The sequence below is a fragment of the Desulfosarcina widdelii genome (genome assembly GCF_009688965.1).
GTDB classification, from domain to species: Bacteria; Desulfobacterota; Desulfobacteria; order Desulfobacterales; family Desulfosarcinaceae; genus Desulfosarcina; species Desulfosarcina widdelii.
In genome coordinates, this window is record NZ_AP021875.1 from 1,750,871 (window position 1) to 1,767,905 (window position 17,035).

A 17,035-nucleotide genomic window follows, 5' to 3' on the forward strand; every position below is an offset into this window, starting at 1 on the left:
AATGGAAACACTACCGTGTTTGCGTTTTCACCTGCAGACATCGCAACCGTAACCCGTTAAGAACCGCTTGAGAAGTTGGTTGCGTTTTTCGTCATCGACAACAAGGATCGTCCAGGCCATGGCAGTGTCCTTGGCGTCGCCACAAACGCCATCGCGCTCATCTGTAGTATGATATTGTTTCGTGGGAATCGTAGAAATGGTTTTTGCACAAACAAATGATGACTGAACCGAAACAACGGAGAGAAGAAGGGTTGCAGGTAGAAGCCTGCAACCCTTCTTTTGGCTTTAGAAGCACTCTTTCAAGATTTTCAATATTTCTTCAGTAGTAAGCTTTTTATATCCGCCTTCCAGAATAAATGTAGACTCGGCAATCTTCGGAAGCATTTCTTCCGTTGCTCCAAGCGCTTTAAGCGACGTCACGATTCCACACTCTTTACAGAATGCCTCGAGTGCATCGATACCCTCTTTGGCAATCGCTTCTTTTGATTTTCCTTTAGCGGCAATTCCCCACACCTCAGTTGCAAAACGCGCGAATTTATCAACGCCATGGGGGTAAATGTGCCTGTAATAAGGAAGGGAGACTGCAGCAAGCCCCATACCGTGCGCACAGTCCGTATACGCGCCGAGCTGGTGCTCGATCATGTGAACCTGCCAGTCCTGTGCTTTGGACAGTCCGGTCATTGTATTTAATGCAAGGGTTGCATTCCACATGATGTTGCTGCGCGCTTCATAATCTTCCGGATCTTTCAATGCCGCACGGGCATTGTCGATTGAGGAACGAAGCAGCGCCTCGATGAGATAGTCGGTTGTATTGCAATCATCCCCGGTGAAGTACTGCTCCATCAGGTGGGACATGGTATCAAACACACCGCTGACCATCTGGTACCGAGACACCGTATAGGTGTACTCAGGATTGAGAATAGAAAATTTTGGGTATATATCAGCAGGAAAAACTCTGCCGGCCTTTATTTTTGTCTCTTCATTGGTAATCACCGAGCCGCCGTTCATCTCGGAGCCTGTTCCAACCATCGTAAGAATGGATGCGACAGGAACCGTTTTGTTATCCACCGGCTGGAATTGAAGCCAGTACTTTGTAAACGGATCGTCGTCGCAATAGGCGGAAACAGAGATGCCTTTGGCACAGTCGATGACGGAACCACCCCCAACGGCCAAGATAAGGCTGACATCATTCTTGCGGACCAGTTCGCAGCCTTCCAGCATTTTGCTGTATGTGGGGTTGGGCATAACACCGGAGAGTTCGACAACCTTTTTTCCCGCTTCATTCAGGGTAGCGATAACGTTGTCATAGATCCCGTTTTTCTTGATGGCTGTCTTTCCGTAAACCAGAAGAACCGTCTCTCCATACTGTTCCAATTCTCCTTTAAGGTTGGATAACGATTCTTTCCCAAAATGAATGGTCGTCGGATTATAGTAGGTAAAATCTAATTTCATGGTCATATCCTTTTTTATTTAAGTTGATTGTATTCCTCGTCCGAAACCGGTTCCAGCCATTCGTTAGATCCGCCCTCAGAAGGTACTTCCACGGCCACATGGGCAAACCAGCTGTCTTTGGCGGCCCCGTGCCAGTGCCTGGTTTCCGGCGGGATATTGACGACATCTCCTGCGCGGAGTTCTCTGGCCGGTTTTCCTGCTTCCTGATACCAACCGCGCCCGCCGGTCACCAAAAGGATTTGGCCCCCTTTGTGATGGACATGCCAGAAGTTGCGGCAGCCCGGCTCAAAGGTTACGTTGCCGATGATCACGCCTTCCAGGGAAAGCATGTTCAAATAACTTGTCCCTGTAAAATAACGGGCGAACGCTTCATTCAGTTCCCCTTTCGGGAAAATGCCTTCCCCGGTAAACGGGGCGTCCGCCTGGGTTCTTGATGCTGTTGACGTATCGGAATTGTTTTTTAATGAACACATAATACCTCCTTGGGTAACCAATAGTTTTTTTAACGATGTTGTTTTATTTCCTGGAAGATAATCCCATGGTCCTCAACCAGTCGCGGATGGCTGCCGGGGTAAGGCCGTCTCCCCTGTTGTAAGCACCGAATCCTTGTTTGACAGTCGCGTTCGGGCACAATGCTGCGATATCCTTCTCGAAGGAACCGCCCCCGCCGCCGCCATGGGTGTGAAACGAGATGACGGTCTTGTTTTCCAGATCCAAGCGGTCAACAAAAGAGGCCAGCGGTGGCGCCATGGTGCTGCACCAGATCGGGGTTCCCAGGAACACGACTGAATAAGACGTCATATCCGGCATGGCTTTCAGATCCGGCCGGAAGCCCGACCGGATTTCCTCCCTGGCCTGTTCCACCGCAGCCCTGTAGTCTGTGGTGTACGGCGGGACAGGTTCGATCTCAAATAACGTTCCGCCGGTTTCCTGCTTTATCATTTCGGCGATTTTTTTGGTGTTTCCGGACCAGGAATAATAGGCAATCAGAATATCGTTTTTCACTGTCGTTTTTTCCCTTTCACCTTATTTTGAGCCTCCAAAACCTGTTCAAGGACCCCTTTGGCGTTAAGCGCAACCTCAGGACCGCAACAGGCGTCAAGAACCGTCAGGAAATCATGGAGCTGTTCCGGGGTTATTCCATTGTTCAGGCTTATGGCATAATGCGACTGGAGCTGGCTGTTGACGCCTTTAATGTTTGCCAGAGCAGCAATGGTTGCCAATTCGCGTTCACTCCAGTCGAGCAAGTCGCGCTGAAAAATGTCGCCGAAAAGATGGGCCTTGAGAAACCGGTCAATGGCCGGGGCAAAATCGAATAGAGGGCCTGTGACCGCCTGTCCCACCAGTTTCGTTTGATTTTCCGTGCCGAACTCAAGGCTGCTTTTGTCGGCCGGCAAGGGGCTCGCTTCTTTGCCCACCTCGTCCTTGCATCCTTTTTCCTTGCGGGCATCCAATACAGCCATGAACGTGCCGATGGCATTCAGGCTTCTGGGAAAACCGGCATAAGCGTAAATCTGAACGAGAATTTCCTTGATTTCATTCACGGTCAGACCGGCATCGAGCCCTTTTTCAATACTCGCTTTCAGTTTGTCCAGATTTCCGCTGGCTGTAAATGCGGCGATGGGGACGATCGCTCGCTGTTTCGTATTGAGTTTTGTCTCCATTGTGTGTGCCTCCAATGTTATGCGTTTAACCCCATACTGAATATACGTCTCCACGAATTGGCTTTAAATGCCTGTTTCTGTCTAAATTTTGCCTGTTTCTGCTTCCGGGTGTGTTTTTGGTTGATTGAAAGCTTAATTGTTGTCTAATTTATGCTTAAATAGAAGGAGGAACGTTTCATGTCAAAACTGGTGGAACTGCTACAGAACTTTCCGGAAATCAACGACGGACTTTTCGAATCGGGGCTCAAAGGGGTTCGTCTTTTCAAAGAAACCAAGCCTCTCCCCCGACAGCCGCTGATCTATGATCCGGGGATCTGCATCATTGCCCAGGGTCAGAAAACCGGCTACCTGGGTGGCCGGACGTTTCAGTATGATGCCAACCATTACCTGGTCACCACCGTGACCATGCCCTTTGAATGCGAGGCCTTTGCAAGCCCCGAGAAGCCTTTGCGCGGCCTGTTTATCGATATCGACATGGCCCAGTTGAATGACTTGATCGGCCGATTGGGGCTGGAACTGGAAATCGAAAATCACCGTGAAAAGGGACTGCCCCGCGGGATTGGTCCGGCCGTCATGGACGACGATATGGCGGATGCGACAGCAAGGCTGGTCAAGTGCCTTCAGTCAGAGGTGGAAGCCGAAATCCTGGGTCCGGGCCTGGTTCGGGAAATTCTTTACCGGGCGCTTTGCGGCACTCAGGCTCCACTCCTTTATTCACTGGCCATGCACAGCGGCACGTTTTCCCAGGTGGCGCGCGTATTGAAAGTCATGCAGGACGAGTATGCCGGGAAACTCGACGTGGAAAAACTGGCCGGCAAAGCACGCATGAGCGCCTCGGCATTTCACCGGGCTTTTAAAGAGATCACATCGGATTCCCCCATGCAGTATCTGAAAAAAATCCGCCTGGCCAGAGCCAGGGATCTGATGATGCAGGAGAACTTGAAGGCCTACATTGCCGCCGACAAGGTAGGATACGAAAGCTCATCCCAGTTCAGTCGTGAATTCAAGCGCTATTTTGGTCAAAGCCCGGCAGAGATGATGAGAGAAGTGCGCGCTGCATGACGTGAAATAGATTTTGCTGCAGGAGCATCTATATAGCAAACCCACCTCGTGCCAATTCGTCTAAAGAATATTTCGAAATTCATAGAGGTCCAACTGAGAGCTTAACCTTTTAAGGGTATTTATTTGAATAATTGACACTATCCCAAAACTGTTGTTAACTTTATTTGTTCAACCTATTATTCCTAAAAGCCAAACCCATTGCAAAATCGGGACGGAAAACCACGGGTCTCAATAATCCCGTTGCGTCGCTGATATTCCTGAACTTGGGTTAACCTGAGACAGCCGGGCTGCCGACAGTGACATCGTCAAAGTCACTAGAGGAGCAGTTCGGCTTTTTTTGTTAGCGCACCAGGCAAAAAGATCTTATGAAATCTGAATAAAGGAGGGAGTAAAATGCCACAGCAAAACAAAGGAATGAAGAATCAATACGACGTTGTTGTGATCGGCGCAGGCATCGGTGGTTTGACGTGCGGTGCCTTCCTTGCAAAGGAGGGGATGAGCGTTTTAATAGCCGAACAGCAATCCAAACCCGGCGGCTACTGCACATCTTTCCTTCGCAACGGATTCACCTTTAATGTCGGATTTGACTTTTTCGTAGGAGCGGAAAGAGGTGGTATGTTTGATAAGCTGTTAGATGAATTGGGGCTTAAAGATGAAATGCAATTCGTTGATCTTGCTCCTCCCTCCAGGATTGCTGGCAGCGATTATAATCTTCCTCTGACACCTCTCGAAGATCTGGCCGCAGAGTTGAAGAAAATGTTTCCAGGTGATGTCCAAAATATTGATACGTTTTTTCAAGATTGCAAAGCCGTTACAAGCGAAATACTTGCATTGGCAGAGCCGTCCCCCGACTTGCTCGGTATTGGAGGGAAAATAGGAGTAATGATCAAATTTCTGTTCAAGTCTCCTAACGTCAAGAAGTATGGCGGGCAATCTTATCGAGAGGCACTTAAAAAGTATTTCAAAGAGCCGAAGTTGAGAGCGATTCTGGCCTCCCTCGACCATTATGATCCAGGATGGGCCGCCACGGAGCCAATGAAGGTAGTGGGTTTCCCCGCTTTTCAATATCCCAGGGGAGGATCTCAGGCATTGGCGGATGTTTTTTCCAATGGTGTGAAAAAGCACGGCGGGGAATTGGCCTTAAAGTCCACGATTACCAAAATCATGGTTGAGAATGGCAAGGCGGTTGGTGTGCAGCTCGGAGATGGCAGCAGGGTCAATGCACGGTATGTCGTATCCAATGTCGATGCCAGGCAGACTTTTCTACAGCTAATTGGCGAGAAATATCTGACCTCGAAGTTTGTAAAGGAATTGAACAATGAGCGCCTTTCGGCTCCCGTCTTACTGGTCTCTCTGGGAGTTGATATGGACCTTAAAGCGATGGGCTTTGACGGAACGTCAATCGTTTATAATCGCAGCGATAATGTCGATGATGTCTGGGGCGGTGATCCTGAGAAGTGCTCGCTTTGGATAATGATGCATTCACTCCGTGACCCTTCCCACGCTCCTGCGGGTAAGGCAACCGTTCAGCTTATGACACAATTTCCCTACAATTATATGGATTACTGGAAGAGAGAGATGAACGGCACGCGAGGTAAGGAATATTCAGAGATTAAAGATGCCCTGGCCAGCAAATTAATCGTCGCAGCAGAAGAGGTCGTCCCACAGCTTTCAAAACACATCGTATGCAAAGATATTGCTACCCCTCTAACCTTCGAGCGCTACACCTCGAATAGTGAAGGCGCATGCTATGGTTGGTTCCCTGGCCCGAAGGGTAAGTTGCGAAGTCAAAAAACGCCGATAAAGAACCTTTACCAGGCGGGGCACTGGACGTTCCCTGGTGGTTCAATATTTGCCGTTGCCTTGTCAGGTAGAAACGCTGCCCGTTTAGTTCTAAAGGATACGAGATAATGTTCCCGCATGAGTATCTGCAAAACAATGGAGACCCGATACCAATCTGCTCGGGTCTCCACATCGCTGCTTGTTAAGCCGCTGTTACGGCGATTTGCCGTGGAACGGCCTTTTCCGCCTTGGGCAGGGTCAGGCGCAGCACCCCGTCCTGGTGTTTGGCTTCGATCTTGCCCTGGTCGATGACCTCTGAAAGGGTGAACTGGCGGGAATAGCGTCCGATTTCAAACTCGATCAGTACGTCCGATTCATCCTTTTCCTCAAACGGTTTGACCTCTCCGGAAATGCTCAGCACATTGTCGTTCAAGTCGATGGCGATATCTTCGGAAGCCACGCCGGGCATGTCGGCCAGCAGCGTGATCTCTTTATCGTTTTCAAAGATATCCACGTCCGGCGTAAAGACCACGCCGGGGCGTGTCTGCTCGGCTGGTGCGGCCACTTCCTGTTTGTCTTTTACCTGAAGCTCTTTGGAATCGCTCATGGCTGGTCCCTCCTTTCAAATATCCAGGATTAATGGATGGTGATCTGTTTCGGCTTGGCCGCCTCGGCTTTGGCAATGGTTACCTTCAGCATTCCGTTGGCCAATTTGGCGTCCACCTTGTTCGCGTCGATATCGCCGGGCATTCCGATAGTACGGGAGAACTTGCCGGCTTCGCGTTCGCGGCGGTGATATCTGACGTTTTCCCCTTCGGAGGCAATCGTGCGCTCACCCGAAATGGTAAGTTTCCGGCCGACGGCCTGAATATCAAGAGCGTCAGCCTTGATGCCCGGCAGCTCGGCCCGGACATAATAACTGTCCGCATCTTCCGTGAGATTGATGGCCGGAAAGACGCTGGCAGGCCTCCAGCCCAGACCCGGCCTGCCAAGCAGACCCTGCGTCAAGCGATCCATCTGGCGGGACATACGCTCCAGTTCGGCGAACGGATGACGCCAACCCATTGTCGGATAATTCAAAATTCCTCTTGCAAACATGGCTGATCCTCCTTTTTTGGTGTTTTCCGTAGCAGGGCAAGGTTCCCCTGATTGTTTGCTCAATAACGTTTAGGCGCTCTGGATTTCGATTTGTCTTACATCCGCCTGCGGAGTCGCCTTTCTGGGCATGGTTACCATCAGGACACCCTTCTTGAAGGCGGCCGAAATGCCATCCTGGTCGGCATCTTCCGGCAGCGACAATACCCGCTGAAAAGATCCGTAGCTGCGTTCCATGCGATAGTAGTTCTTTTCTTTTTCCTCGGATTCCTGCTTCTTTTCACCCCGGATGGTCAATGTATCGTTGACAATCTCAACCTTGACATCGCTTTCATTTACGCAGGGCACCTCCACACAAACGGTGTATTCCTTGTCCGTGGCGCCCAGATCCAGAGTCGGCTTAAGCATGCCTTCGTTAAGGCGCGGCCGCAACGGGCGGTTGAAACTGAATGGCGACAACTCGAAGCCGCGAAGCGTCTGATCGAAAAGCCGGTCGATCTCCTGATGGAACCGGGCCAGCGATCCGCCAAGGACCGGGTGCCGACCATCAGCCGAGGACCGCTGGATCGGCACGGACTTGCCGGCATCCTCTTCTTCTTTTCTAAACCAGTTCCAGGGTGTCCACTTTTTCATACTCATGGCGTACCTCCTTTCCGATACATTACTTTTTTATTTTTATTTTATAGTAATTTTTTATTTCTGATTGTCAAGATGGCGATTTTATTTTTTAGCATTGGTGAGATGTTCTTTCAGGACATATTGATAAAGGTTAACCTGCATGACTTAGCGAACCTTTCAGGCTTGGGCCAAATCTTGAAATTCAGAATAATGGTTTTATATTTTATTACGAATATCAAAAATTGTATTTTAGTAATGCAACTGGCGGTGCAACATGGACGAATCGATCAAAAAAAAGGAAACCGACGCGCCGTTGCAGTCCACCGGGATTGCCGATCTTTTGGGTAAAAAATCGGTGCGGGCCACGTTTCGGCTTCACCCGACGGCGGTCGAACTGATGAGCATTATTGCCGCCCAACTGGGGTTAAAACAAAAATCGCTGTTTGATTACCTGATGGAGGATACGGATGCCCTGCACGCCGTTGCCGAATTGCGGCCGCCCGACACGAAGATTAAGGAACAGCGGATTCAAAAGACCTTTGTCGTCAGCCAGCGATCCTTAGCTGCACTGGATACAGTTGCCAAACACGCCGCGACTTCGCGGAACGACCTGATCGAAAAATCGATCCAGCGACTGCTGCCGGTTCTCGAAAAAGAGCGCCTCCGGCAGCGGAAGCGCACCATGGCATTGTCCCAAATCGCCGGGCATTTCAAACAGGGCAAGGCGCTTTTGGATGATGTCAGGGCAATGGTGGGAGAAGACGATTCGCTATATCAGTCCCTTGGCAGGGTGATGGATGCATATGGAAAGACCGTTGACGATATTCAGAAACGGATCGACAAGGGAAAACGCATATCCGAGTTTTCTCTTGATGCTTTGAAAGAGACCGACCGGAACTTCGAGTGAAAACACATCGAACGAATGGGCTTGGTTGAAATGATGGGCTTGAATAGATTTACGAAATCGAAAAACCTTAGGGAGGGAAAGCGAAATGCATGGCTGTGAAAACGAAAAAGTATTTGCTGGAATCCATCCGCCGGAGAAGGATACAACGGGATTTAAAAATCAGGAATCCTGGAAGAAAACGCTGGTGCTGCATGATTTTGGAGAAGCAACGGATATCGTCGAATTCGATCAGGTCCGGCCGGATCAGATTCCAGGGTACTGAGGCCCCTTTTTTCCTTATATTGTGGAAATACCCAGGAGTCTTCAAATGGCCAAAAGTTACTATGCCATACTGGGCATCTCTTCCATGGCAACCGCTGATGAGATCAAAGCTGCATACCGACGCCTGGCCAAGACCTATCACCCCGACTGTTATCAGGGCGGCAGCCATTTGTTCAGGCAGATCCAGGAAGCCTATCATGTTCTGGGAGATGCTGAAAGACGGCGCCAGTACGAAAGACAGATTCGTAAATCGCCCGTGCCAGAGGGTCCAAAGTCATACCCCGAGCCAGAGCCGCTGATCCCCAAAAACCGTTCGATAAAGCCCGAAGAAATCGCACCGATGCAAGCCTTTCAAACCTTTGCACCGTCACCTGAGCCCTTTTTTGATAGGATGTGGAGCAACTTTTCCAGCCTGCTTTCACCCGGATTTGGACGAACAAGAAAATTGACCATGGAAATACCCGTCAGCCGGGCGCAGGCACGGTGTGGTGGCACCATCAACATCTTTGTACCGGTAAAAGCTCGCTGTCCTTTATGCCAGGGGCACGGCCGCATCGGTGTCTATGCGTGCAGCAGGTGCGCGGGGGAAGGATCGATCTCGGGAGAAATGCCCATAGCCATTTCACTTGCCCCCGATATCCCAGACAACTATGAGGTAATGATCCCGCTGGATCGATACGGCATCCGAAACCATCGAGTTTCGATCATCTTTCGAATAGTCGAGCGTAAGCCCTTGTAGGCGATTGTCGAGCTTGCCGCAGATTCAAGGCAGGCGTCGTGGCGCTATGGTCGGCTATGCGCCGCGACGTCTAACGCCGAAGATGCGGCCAATGGTAAAATCAGATCGGCAATCCAGTAGGGTTTCGCCTTTTGAGAAGCAAAACCGCAAATAAATTCCCGAAACCATGAGTTTCGCATATTTTTCAAAAAAGGAGACACGCCTGCTTTAGAAAAGCCATCAATGCCTGACAACAGGCTTTTCAAGCAAGAAAAGGGCGCTTCGCATCCCCCTTTTTGCTCCACCTGGTGTACGGCTCACGTACCACAAGTCTCACGCTTTGGGTAACAGTCGCATCCAATCACGATGGATGCTGCTGCACGGCTTGCAGTTGATCCCCCATCCATAGACAATGTACTTTTAATTGACAAAAGTACGTACATTTGATTTATTTGGTTAAACAAACACAAAATTGCATCCTGCGGTCAAAGCATAAAGCGTATCGGTGGCATTACCGGTAATAATTCCGGTCTAAACGCGACTGTCTATGGATATAAAATTTTTCCAGTTGCAGGTATCTGCAAACCCCTGGCTCGCCAATCCCAAAGCGCACACCGGCCTGCTAAACGCTGATTTTAAATCAAATTGTCCAATAACACCCAAGGCGGGCAAATTTTCACGGGCAGATCGTGATGACATCAATCGATCCATTCGCTGAATTCAAGCTCCAGTATCGCTATAAAAAACGGCTTACCGGGGATAATTCCATTTTTCATTGGAGCGTTGTCATGAAGCAAACCCATATCGCTTTGCTGAGTATGGCGGTCTTTTTTCTTTGCGGTTGCGAAAGCGAAAAAATAAGTCCGCATGTGGTCGAGATGTCCGTCGAATTCACCTGGAAGGGCCTGAAGCCATGCGGTTGGGGCAATCCGGAGATCCGTATCGGCAGCGTACCGGGGGATACCAAATCTCTAAAGATCAGCATGTACGATCATGCCTACAGCCATGACCACGGGATCGTGCAGATGCATTACGCCGGAGAAAGGATCATCGCCAGGGACCGTTTTAAAAAGATCCAGGGGCCCTGCCCGGTTTATAAACCCGGCCGGTATGAGATCACGATCAAGGCGATGGATGCTGACGGAACGATCATCGCCATAGGAAGTTCGGTAAGGTCTTACCCGGAAGAGTGATGAAGCATTACAAAGGAGGCATAAAATGAAAATTCGGTTATTGAGATGCTCACAAATCGCTCTCTGCCTGTTGATCGCTATTATTCAGGTCGACGCCAGGGCGTGCACGACTTTTCAGCTCAAACATGCAGGCCAGGTGCTTGTCGGTAAAAATTACGATTGGATGGTGGAAAACGGTTTGGTTATCGTCAACAAGCGTGGAGTCTCAAAAACCGGGTATCAACCCACCGCGGAAAACTCCGGGCTCGATACACCGGCAGCCTGGACTTCAAAATACGGCAGCATTACGTTCACTCAATACGGTCGGGAGTTGGGTCCGGGTGGGATGAACGAAGCCGGTCTTGTCGTCGAATCCATGGGACTTTTCTGCAACACACCGAACCGAAAATATCCGGAACCGGATGACAGGGAATCCCTTCTGGCCGGGCAGTGGCGTCAGTACCAACTCGATAATTTTGCGACTGTCAAAGAAGTGATCGACAGTGATGCCACACTGAGAATCAGGCCACAAAAGGGAATTCACACCCATTTCATCATCAGCGACAGGCAAGGCAATTGCGCCACTATCGAATATCTGGACGGAAAAATGGTCTGTCACACAGGCGAGACATTGCCCTATCGTGCCTTAACCAACAACACCTATTCGCACTCACTGGACTACCTGAAGAAAGATACGATCCCTGAGCCGGACATGTACAAATCCATCGAGCGATTCATTCGCGCCGCTAAAATGGTCGAAGAATACAATCCGGAGACTTCGGCAGCACCCGTCGACTATGCCTTCAAGATCCTAAAAAGCGTCAGTTGGAGCATAGACCGGGAGTGGAAGGGCATTCCATATCAAAGCAACACGCGATGGAGCATCGTCTACGACCAGAAAAACCGGCTCATCCACTTCAAAACCCATGGCAATCCGGAGATGCGCAGCATCCGGTTGGATGCATTTGACTTTTCATGCAAAACGCCTGTTAAAGTACTCAACGTAACCGCTACCCTTTCCGGGGATGTATCGGGGAAATTCGTCGACTATACGCGGCAGGCCAATCGGGAATTGATTGAAGCCGCCTTCACCAAAACCGTCTTTTTCCCGAGATATTCTGCCAGGCAGTTGGATATCCTTGCCGATTATCCGGATACGTTTGGCTGTGAGCAATGAATGAAATAATCGCCTGTTTCAAGCTGGTATGCACTACTTGTCCACGTTTATCGCCAACTGGGATACGATGACCGTAGCAGAGATAAAACGGCGGCCAATTACCGTAAGGCCTATGGATTCGATCTGAAGCCCAAAGAGGTTGGATGTGCATAAAGGGATAAAAAAGGACATCGTCACCATCATCATTTTTTCCCTGGCCGCTTATCCCGTAGTCGTAATGGCCGCCCACTTCTCCCAAAGCTACGCAATTTTCCAGTCCCGGGGTCCCTCGTTGTCGCCACCCCGGCATCTGGAAATCGATGAACGATTTCTGGCCACCCCCGACGGGCAGCGATTGTATGCCTGGTGGCTGCAAACCGGTGATGCGAAGAAAACCGTCCTCTATTTTCAGGCCAACGGTACCAACATCAGCCAGAAAATCTTCCGGATAGAGACGTTCAAGGAGATGGGCGTCAACGCCCTTTTGATCGACTACCGGGGATATGGGAAGAGTACGGGCAGGATCAAACAGGAGCAGCATATCTATACGGACGGGCAGACGGCCTGGAACTACCTGGTTGACGAAAAACGGATCGATCAGGAGGATATCATCGTTTGGGGGCGATCTTTGGGCGGGGCTGTGGCGAGCGAGATCGCCAGGGGCAAAAAAATTGCTGCTTTGGTTCTGGAATCGACTTTCCTCTCCCTGGATACCGTTGCCCGTAGACAATACTGGTTTCTTCCGACAACCAGACTGCTGAAGTATCATTTCGAAAACGGCCGCAAACTGAAACAGGTTCGCGCGCCGGTCGTCATCATTCACAGCATGGAAGACGATTACGTTCCGTTCAGCCAGGCTCGCAAGCTGTACGAGGCCGCCTCGGAGCCTCGCTATCTGATTGAGACGACCGGCTCGCACATCGACAGCTTCGACCGTCAGTGGGCGTTTTTCGGTTCGTCAGCAAATCGCTCCGGCAACCGTCAGCAGGTTTTGTTCAGGGTGATGGAATCCATCGGTCTGGATACCTCATCGCCCACCAGACACACTACAAGATCTGACTGAGAAACAGCTTGGTCCGGTCGTGGGTGGGATTGGTGAAAAAATGCTCCGGGGTGCCTTCTTCCACGATGGCCCCGGCATCCATGAAGATTACACGGTCAGCCACCTCGCGGGCAAAGCCCATTTCGTGGGTCACCACCACCATGGTCATGCCTTCCTTGGCCAAAGTTTTCATGACGTCCAGCACCTCCCCGATCATCTCAGGATCCAGGGCCGATGTCGGCTCGTCGAACAGCATTACCTTGGGATCCATGGCCAGGGCACGGGCGATGGCCACCCGCTGCTGCTGACCGCCGGAGAGTTGATCCGGGTAGACATTGATCTTGTCGCTGATGCCGACCTTTTCCAGAAGGGCCATGGCTTTTTCATGGGAGGCGTCGCTTTTGCGCTTGCGAACTACTTTTTGGGCCAGCGTCACGTTTTCCAGCACGCTCTTGTGGGGGAACAGGTTGAAGGACTGGAACACCATGCCCACCTCGGCCCGCACCTTGTTGATATCGGTGCGCTGATCCAGGATATCGATGCCGTCGATGAAAATATGTCCGCTGGTGGCTTGCTCCAGCCTGTTGAGACACCGCAGAAAAGTACTCTTGCCGGATCCCGAGGGGCCGATCACCACCACCACTTCACCGGCCTTGATACTTGCGGTAACATCGACCAGGGCATTGATTTCGTGGGGAGCGTAAAAGGTCTTATATACATTTTTTGCCTGTATCACGATGTGGCCATCCTTCTCTCAAGATATTGCACGTACATGGAAAGGGTAAAGGTGAGCACCAGGTACAACAAGCCCAGAAGAATATAGACTTCAAAGGGCTGGAGTGTCGCCGTAACCGCTTCCCGGGCCGCCTTGGTCAACTCGCGGATGGCGATAATGCCCAAAAGCGAGGAATCCTTGATCAGACTGATGAACTGTCCGGCAAGGGGCGGCAGGATGCGGCGCATGGCCTGGGGCAAAATGATGTAGCGCATGGACTGACCATAGCTCATACCCAGGCTGCGGGCCGCTTCGGTCTGTCCACGGTGAATGGACTGGATGCCCGCCCGCACGATTTCCGAAACGTAGGCGCCGGCAAAGCAGGCCAGAGAGGCGACCCCGTACCAGAAGGCCGGGATCTGTCCGATGCCGTAGGACGCAAGCAGGTCGTTGATCAACGTCCCCAACACGAAGTACCAGATCAGGATCTGTACCATCAGCGGCGACCCCCGGATCAGTTCCACATAAACAATGGACGTCCATCGCAGGGCCGGGTTGTCGGAGATGCGCATCAATCCGCTGATGACGCCGAGGATCACGCCGAATATCGTGGCCATCACACTGATCTGCAGCGTGATCCACAAACCGATCATCAAAAGGCCGGCTTTCCATTTCTTGTAGCTGGCCAGGGTGTCGCCCGGGGAGATGAATTCGCCTTCGCTCACCTTCACGCTGCCGGCCGGTGCGGTGTAATCCTCCTCCTCGTCGAGTCCCTTGACGGTGATGATCGCCTTTTTGCCATCCTTTACGATGGAAGACACCTCCCCGTCGACGGTAGAGGTGACATCGATATCGTCCTGGTAGGCAAAGTAGATGGGGGTCCGGTTCCACCGCCAGTTATATGCGATCTTCTGGGAGGCATAATAAAACAGGCCCAGAAAAACCAGAACACCGAAACAGAAAATCATGACCCAGCGGTTGTAGTTGGCGGGCCTTCCTGTTATGCGCTGACTGTTTTCTTCACTCATGTTCAGATCTTCTTCCTGCCGGGGGTACCGGTCGTAGAAAAAAATGGGACCAAGCGATCCGGTCCGGACGACACAGGCCGGCCGTGGTTTACCGGCCGGCCTGTGTGTGGATCATGATCACCGATCGATCGTCGTCAGGATATTATTGGAGTTCTTTTTTCCAGTCGGCGCTCAAAATCCATTTGCTGTAGACCTTGTCGTAGAAACCATCTCCCTTGCACTGCCTGAGAAAATTGTTCAGCCAGTTGAGGAAATCGGGATCACCCTGGTTAATGGCCCATGCCAGCGGCTCATAGGTGAACGGCTTGTCCAGGAATACGGTCTTGCCCTTTCCCTGGCTGGAATAGAGGATGCCGATGAAAGGCAGGTCGTAGACCAGCGCGGCGGCCTTGCCGTTGATCACTTCCATGCCGGCCTCGGCTTCGGACTCGAAGCCTTTGTAGGTGGCCTTGGGAATCATGCGTTTGATGGCCTGCTCACCGGTGGTGCCCATACGGGAGGTAAGGATGTATTTGGGGTCGTTGAGATCCTTGTAGGATTTGACCGTGCCCTCGTATTTGTTGTTGAGGAGGATGGCCTGTCCCACGACGATGTATGGATCGGAAAAATTGACTTTCAGGTTTCTCTCCTGGGTAATGGTCATGCCGCCCATGATGATGTCGAATTTGTCGGTGACCAGGGCGGGAATGATGCCGTCCCAGGCAGTGTTCACGGGAACGAACTTGACGCCCATGGCTTTGGCCATGCGCCGTCCGAAGTCCATGTCGAAGCCGATAAATTCGCCTTTTTTGTTTGTCATTTCAAAGGGCATGTATCCGGATTCGAAACCAACCCGCAACTCGCCTCTTTCCAGGATCTTCTGAATATGGGATTTTTTGGCCAGCTCGATATCCGCCCCCAAAGCCGTCCCCATGCAAAAGGCTACTGCGGCGACAATTGCCAATGCGGTAAATAAACCTCTTTTCATACGTGTTCTCCTCCTTGATAGATTAAACAGAGCAAGACCGCTCCTCTGCGGCCGGTTCCACCGTGGCGTTACAACATCTAAAACGTCGGAATAAATTTCACTTCGGCCATTTAAAATGGGATTTGCCGTTCCTCAGAAAACCGAGGACCAAAAAGACAACTAACTTTTACAATAAGTTACGCACAAAGTAAAGTATTGATTGTTTGCCTCCGCATCCCTGCCGCAGCACCCTATCGGCACACTCGCTGAAAGCGGCGCAGCAGCCCTTCGCTGATCGGCGTCTCCCGGGCACCCTCCAGCAGGCCGCTGACCTCGCTTCCCTGGGCCGCAAGATCGTCGGTAAACCGCCGGATGTAACAGCGCAGCACCTCGGCATTGAATTCGGGATGAAACTGAACGCCCCAGGCGCACTCTCCCACGGAAAAGGCGTGATGCGGATCCATCTCGGAGGAGGCCAGAAGGGTCGCGCCGACCGGCAGCTGTACAACGCTCTGGGTGTGGCAGGCCTGGGCGTCGAAAACGTCCGGCAGCCCCTGGAACAGCCGGTCTGCCTTGGCCCGCCCGCTCAGTCGAACCGGCACCGTGCCGAACTCTTTTCCATTCGGGTTGTCTCCCACCACACCGCCCAGTGCGTGGGCCAGCAGTTGATGCCCGTAACAGACCCCCAGCACCGGGATCTTTCGGTCCACGGCGTCCTTGACCCAAAGGGCGGTCCTTTCGCTCCAGGGATGTTTTTCGGTAACCATGTCGTGGCTGCCGGTAATGATCACACCGCCCAGCGACGCCAGCGGCGGCAATTCTTCCCCGGCCTGGGGGCAAACAATATGGATGGGTCGCGATGCCTGGTCCAGGCGCCGGAGGAACCAGTCTTCGAAGTCGCCGAAGCGGGCCGCCATGTCGGGATAGGTGCCGCCGGTCTTGACAATCAGGATGGGTTTCATGGGCAAAGCAAATCCTTTGATTAAAGCCACTGTCAGTATCGATTCGTTTGGGTGTTGTCAATAACCGCCTGGCGATCGGACAGGACAACCGCATTTGGATTTATTTTCTGCTTTTCGCAGGCACGCCTGTATCGATACGAATTTCGAAACCGCTTTTCTGTATGTTGCATCGGTGTAGTGGCGGGGTTTATCCCCGCCTTTGAGGTTTATCCCTCCTTTGGGGTTTATCTCCGCCTTTTCTAACCGGGCGCGGATAAACCGCGCCCCTACGCTACGTCAAGTCAACAATATGGATACCCCCGATGATCGAAACATCCTCCCATCGATCCAGGAAACGTTTTTTTTACTTTATTTTCAAAATTCTATACAGCGGCTTATACCTCGCAGCACACGACAACGGCCTTGACTAAAGGCGCATCCGAAAGATATGAAAACAGACAAATCGTTTCCTTATT

Annotated in this window: 19 protein-coding genes and 1 riboswitch; of the genes, 8 read left to right on the forward strand and 11 right to left on the reverse strand. The window is 51.4% G+C overall.

Features of this window, described 5'->3' with window-relative positions:
• Positions 1 to 285 precede the first annotated feature (285 nt).
• The 4 genes from GN111_RS08120 to GN111_RS08135 are packed head-to-tail and all read right to left on the reverse strand — an operon-like array spanning position 286 to position 3,116.
• Positions 286 to 1,452 (reverse strand): iron-containing alcohol dehydrogenase, encoded by a 1,167-nt coding sequence (locus GN111_RS08120; protein ID WP_155303276.1) that lies wholly within the window; start codon positions 1,450 to 1,452, stop codon positions 286 to 288.
• 14 nt (positions 1,453 to 1,466) lie between these two features.
• A complete protein-coding gene (locus GN111_RS08125) occupies positions 1,467 to 1,925 on the reverse strand; it encodes a cupin domain-containing protein (RefSeq protein WP_155303277.1) in 459 nt (152 codons plus the stop codon).
• Positions 1,926 to 1,968: 43 nt separating this feature from the next.
• Positions 1,969 to 2,457, reverse strand: coding sequence for a flavodoxin (locus GN111_RS08130; protein ID WP_155303278.1), 489 nt, complete (start codon positions 2,455 to 2,457; stop codon positions 1,969 to 1,971).
• Complete coding sequence (locus GN111_RS08135) at positions 2,454 to 3,116, reverse strand: carboxymuconolactone decarboxylase family protein (protein WP_155303279.1); 663 nt, start codon at positions 3,114 to 3,116, stop codon at positions 2,454 to 2,456. Before GN111_RS08135 ends, GN111_RS08130 begins: the two co-directional genes overlap by 4 nt.
• Before the next feature lie 177 nt (positions 3,117 to 3,293).
• On the opposite strand from GN111_RS08135, the gene GN111_RS08140 reads away from it, so the two are divergent.
• Positions 3,294 to 4,178: an AraC family transcriptional regulator gene (locus GN111_RS08140; RefSeq protein WP_155303280.1), complete on the forward strand. Its 885-nt coding sequence runs from the start codon at positions 3,294 to 3,296 to the stop codon at positions 4,176 to 4,178.
• A 178-nt stretch (positions 4,179 to 4,356) separates the two neighbouring features.
• Positions 4,357 to 4,473, forward strand: a riboswitch (cyclic di-GMP riboswitch).
• Between the two features lie 98 nt (positions 4,474 to 4,571).
• Positions 4,572 to 6,089, forward strand: coding sequence for a phytoene desaturase family protein (locus GN111_RS08145; protein WP_155303281.1), 1,518 nt, complete (start codon positions 4,572 to 4,574; stop codon positions 6,087 to 6,089).
• A 73-nt stretch (positions 6,090 to 6,162) separates the two neighbouring features.
• Here the strand turns inward: GN111_RS08145 and GN111_RS08150 are convergent, their stop codons facing one another.
• The 3 genes from GN111_RS08150 to GN111_RS08160 form a co-directional block, all read right to left on the reverse strand.
• On the reverse strand, positions 6,163 to 6,567 hold the full coding sequence (locus GN111_RS08150; protein ID WP_155303282.1) for an Hsp20/alpha crystallin family protein: 405 nt from the start codon (positions 6,565 to 6,567) through the stop codon (positions 6,163 to 6,165).
• Positions 6,568 to 6,596: 29 nt separating this feature from the next.
• Positions 6,597 to 7,058: an Hsp20/alpha crystallin family protein gene (locus GN111_RS08155; protein WP_155303283.1), complete on the reverse strand. Its 462-nt coding sequence runs from the start codon at positions 7,056 to 7,058 to the stop codon at positions 6,597 to 6,599.
• 69 nt (positions 7,059 to 7,127) lie between these two features.
• Positions 7,128 to 7,694: an Hsp20/alpha crystallin family protein gene (locus GN111_RS08160; protein WP_155303284.1), complete on the reverse strand. Its 567-nt coding sequence runs from the start codon at positions 7,692 to 7,694 to the stop codon at positions 7,128 to 7,130.
• A gap of 253 nt (positions 7,695 to 7,947) precedes the next feature.
• Here GN111_RS08160 and GN111_RS08165 point away from each other — a divergent pair, with 253 nt between their 5' ends.
• The 6 genes from GN111_RS08165 (at position 7,948) to GN111_RS08190 (ending at position 12,950) form a co-directional block, all read left to right on the forward strand.
• Positions 7,948 to 8,580, forward strand: a complete 633-nt coding sequence (locus tag GN111_RS08165) for a hypothetical protein (RefSeq protein WP_155303285.1) — start codon at positions 7,948 to 7,950, stop codon at positions 8,578 to 8,580.
• Between the two features lie 85 nt (positions 8,581 to 8,665).
• Positions 8,666 to 8,842 (forward strand): hypothetical protein, encoded by a 177-nt coding sequence (locus GN111_RS08170; protein WP_155303286.1) that lies wholly within the window; start codon positions 8,666 to 8,668, stop codon positions 8,840 to 8,842.
• Between the two features lie 45 nt (positions 8,843 to 8,887).
• Positions 8,888 to 9,580, forward strand: a complete 693-nt coding sequence (locus GN111_RS08175) for a DnaJ domain-containing protein (protein WP_155303287.1) — start codon at positions 8,888 to 8,890, stop codon at positions 9,578 to 9,580.
• A gap of 767 nt (positions 9,581 to 10,347) precedes the next feature.
• Positions 10,348 to 10,752 (forward strand): hypothetical protein, encoded by a 405-nt coding sequence (locus tag GN111_RS08180; protein WP_155303288.1) that lies wholly within the window; start codon positions 10,348 to 10,350, stop codon positions 10,750 to 10,752.
• Positions 10,753 to 10,777: 25 nt separating this feature from the next.
• The gene (locus GN111_RS08185) at positions 10,778 to 11,908 is read left to right on the forward strand and encodes a linear amide C-N hydrolase (protein WP_155303289.1); all 1,131 of its coding nucleotides are present in this window, start codon (positions 10,778 to 10,780) and stop codon (positions 11,906 to 11,908) included.
• A gap of 145 nt (positions 11,909 to 12,053) precedes the next feature.
• Positions 12,054 to 12,950 carry an alpha/beta hydrolase gene (locus GN111_RS08190; RefSeq protein WP_155303290.1) on the forward strand — a complete coding sequence of 299 codons (897 nt, stop codon included), beginning with the start codon at positions 12,054 to 12,056 and terminating at the stop codon, positions 12,948 to 12,950.
• Here GN111_RS08190 and GN111_RS08195 read toward each other — a convergent pair.
• The 4 genes from GN111_RS08195 to GN111_RS08210 all read right to left on the reverse strand — a co-directional run bounded on the left by GN111_RS08195 (position 12,934) and on the right by GN111_RS08210 (position 16,580).
• The gene (locus GN111_RS08195; RefSeq protein ID WP_155303291.1) at positions 12,934 to 13,665 is read right to left on the reverse strand and encodes an amino acid ABC transporter ATP-binding protein; all 732 of its coding nucleotides are present in this window, start codon (positions 13,663 to 13,665) and stop codon (positions 12,934 to 12,936) included. The genes GN111_RS08190 and GN111_RS08195 overlap by 17 nt on opposite strands.
• Positions 13,662 to 14,672, reverse strand: a complete 1,011-nt coding sequence (locus GN111_RS08200) for an amino acid ABC transporter permease (protein ID WP_155303292.1) — start codon at positions 14,670 to 14,672, stop codon at positions 13,662 to 13,664. Before GN111_RS08200 ends, GN111_RS08195 begins: the two co-directional genes overlap by 4 nt.
• Positions 14,673 to 14,814: 142 nt before the next feature.
• On the reverse strand, positions 14,815 to 15,639 hold the full coding sequence (locus tag GN111_RS08205; protein ID WP_155303293.1) for a transporter substrate-binding domain-containing protein: 825 nt from the start codon (positions 15,637 to 15,639) through the stop codon (positions 14,815 to 14,817).
• Positions 15,640 to 15,869: 230 nt separating this feature from the next.
• The gene (locus GN111_RS08210; RefSeq protein WP_155303294.1) at positions 15,870 to 16,580 is read right to left on the reverse strand and encodes a glutamine amidotransferase; all 711 of its coding nucleotides are present in this window, start codon (positions 16,578 to 16,580) and stop codon (positions 15,870 to 15,872) included.
• Positions 16,581 to 17,035 lie beyond the last annotated feature (455 nt).

Excerpts from the sequence above, each read along its gene's own strand:
- GN111_RS08165 (WP_155303285.1), top strand. The coding sequence starts at position 7,948 with ATGGACGAATCGATCAAAAAAAAGGAAACCGACGCGCCGTTGCAGTCC.
- GN111_RS08155 (WP_155303283.1), bottom strand. The coding sequence starts at position 7,058 with ATGTTTGCAAGAGGAATTTTGAATTATCCGACAATGGGTTGGCGTCAT.
- GN111_RS08180 (WP_155303288.1), top strand. The coding sequence starts at position 10,348 with ATGAAGCAAACCCATATCGCTTTGCTGAGTATGGCGGTCTTTTTTCTT.
- GN111_RS08145 (WP_155303281.1), top strand. The coding sequence starts at position 4,572 with ATGCCACAGCAAAACAAAGGAATGAAGAATCAATACGACGTTGTTGTG.
- GN111_RS08205 (WP_155303293.1), bottom strand. The coding sequence starts at position 15,639 with ATGAAAAGAGGTTTATTTACCGCATTGGCAATTGTCGCCGCAGTAGCC.
- GN111_RS08210 (WP_155303294.1), bottom strand. The coding sequence starts at position 16,580 with ATGAAACCCATCCTGATTGTCAAGACCGGCGGCACCTATCCCGACATG.
- GN111_RS08160 (WP_155303284.1), bottom strand. The coding sequence starts at position 7,694 with ATGAGTATGAAAAAGTGGACACCCTGGAACTGGTTTAGAAAAGAAGAA.
- GN111_RS08200 (WP_155303292.1), bottom strand. The coding sequence starts at position 14,672 with ATGAGTGAAGAAAACAGTCAGCGCATAACAGGAAGGCCCGCCAACTAC.
- GN111_RS08135 (WP_155303279.1), bottom strand. The coding sequence starts at position 3,116 with ATGGAGACAAAACTCAATACGAAACAGCGAGCGATCGTCCCCATCGCC.
- GN111_RS08140 (WP_155303280.1), top strand. The coding sequence starts at position 3,294 with ATGTCAAAACTGGTGGAACTGCTACAGAACTTTCCGGAAATCAACGAC.
- GN111_RS08120 (WP_155303276.1), bottom strand. The coding sequence starts at position 1,452 with ATGAAATTAGATTTTACCTACTATAATCCGACGACCATTCATTTTGGG.
- GN111_RS08175 (WP_155303287.1), top strand. The coding sequence starts at position 8,888 with ATGGCCAAAAGTTACTATGCCATACTGGGCATCTCTTCCATGGCAACC.
- GN111_RS08150 (WP_155303282.1), bottom strand. The coding sequence starts at position 6,567 with ATGAGCGATTCCAAAGAGCTTCAGGTAAAAGACAAACAGGAAGTGGCC.
- GN111_RS08185 (WP_155303289.1), top strand. The coding sequence starts at position 10,778 with ATGAAAATTCGGTTATTGAGATGCTCACAAATCGCTCTCTGCCTGTTG.
- GN111_RS08170 (WP_155303286.1), top strand. The coding sequence starts at position 8,666 with ATGCATGGCTGTGAAAACGAAAAAGTATTTGCTGGAATCCATCCGCCG.
- GN111_RS08125 (WP_155303277.1), bottom strand. The coding sequence starts at position 1,925 with ATGTGTTCATTAAAAAACAATTCCGATACGTCAACAGCATCAAGAACC.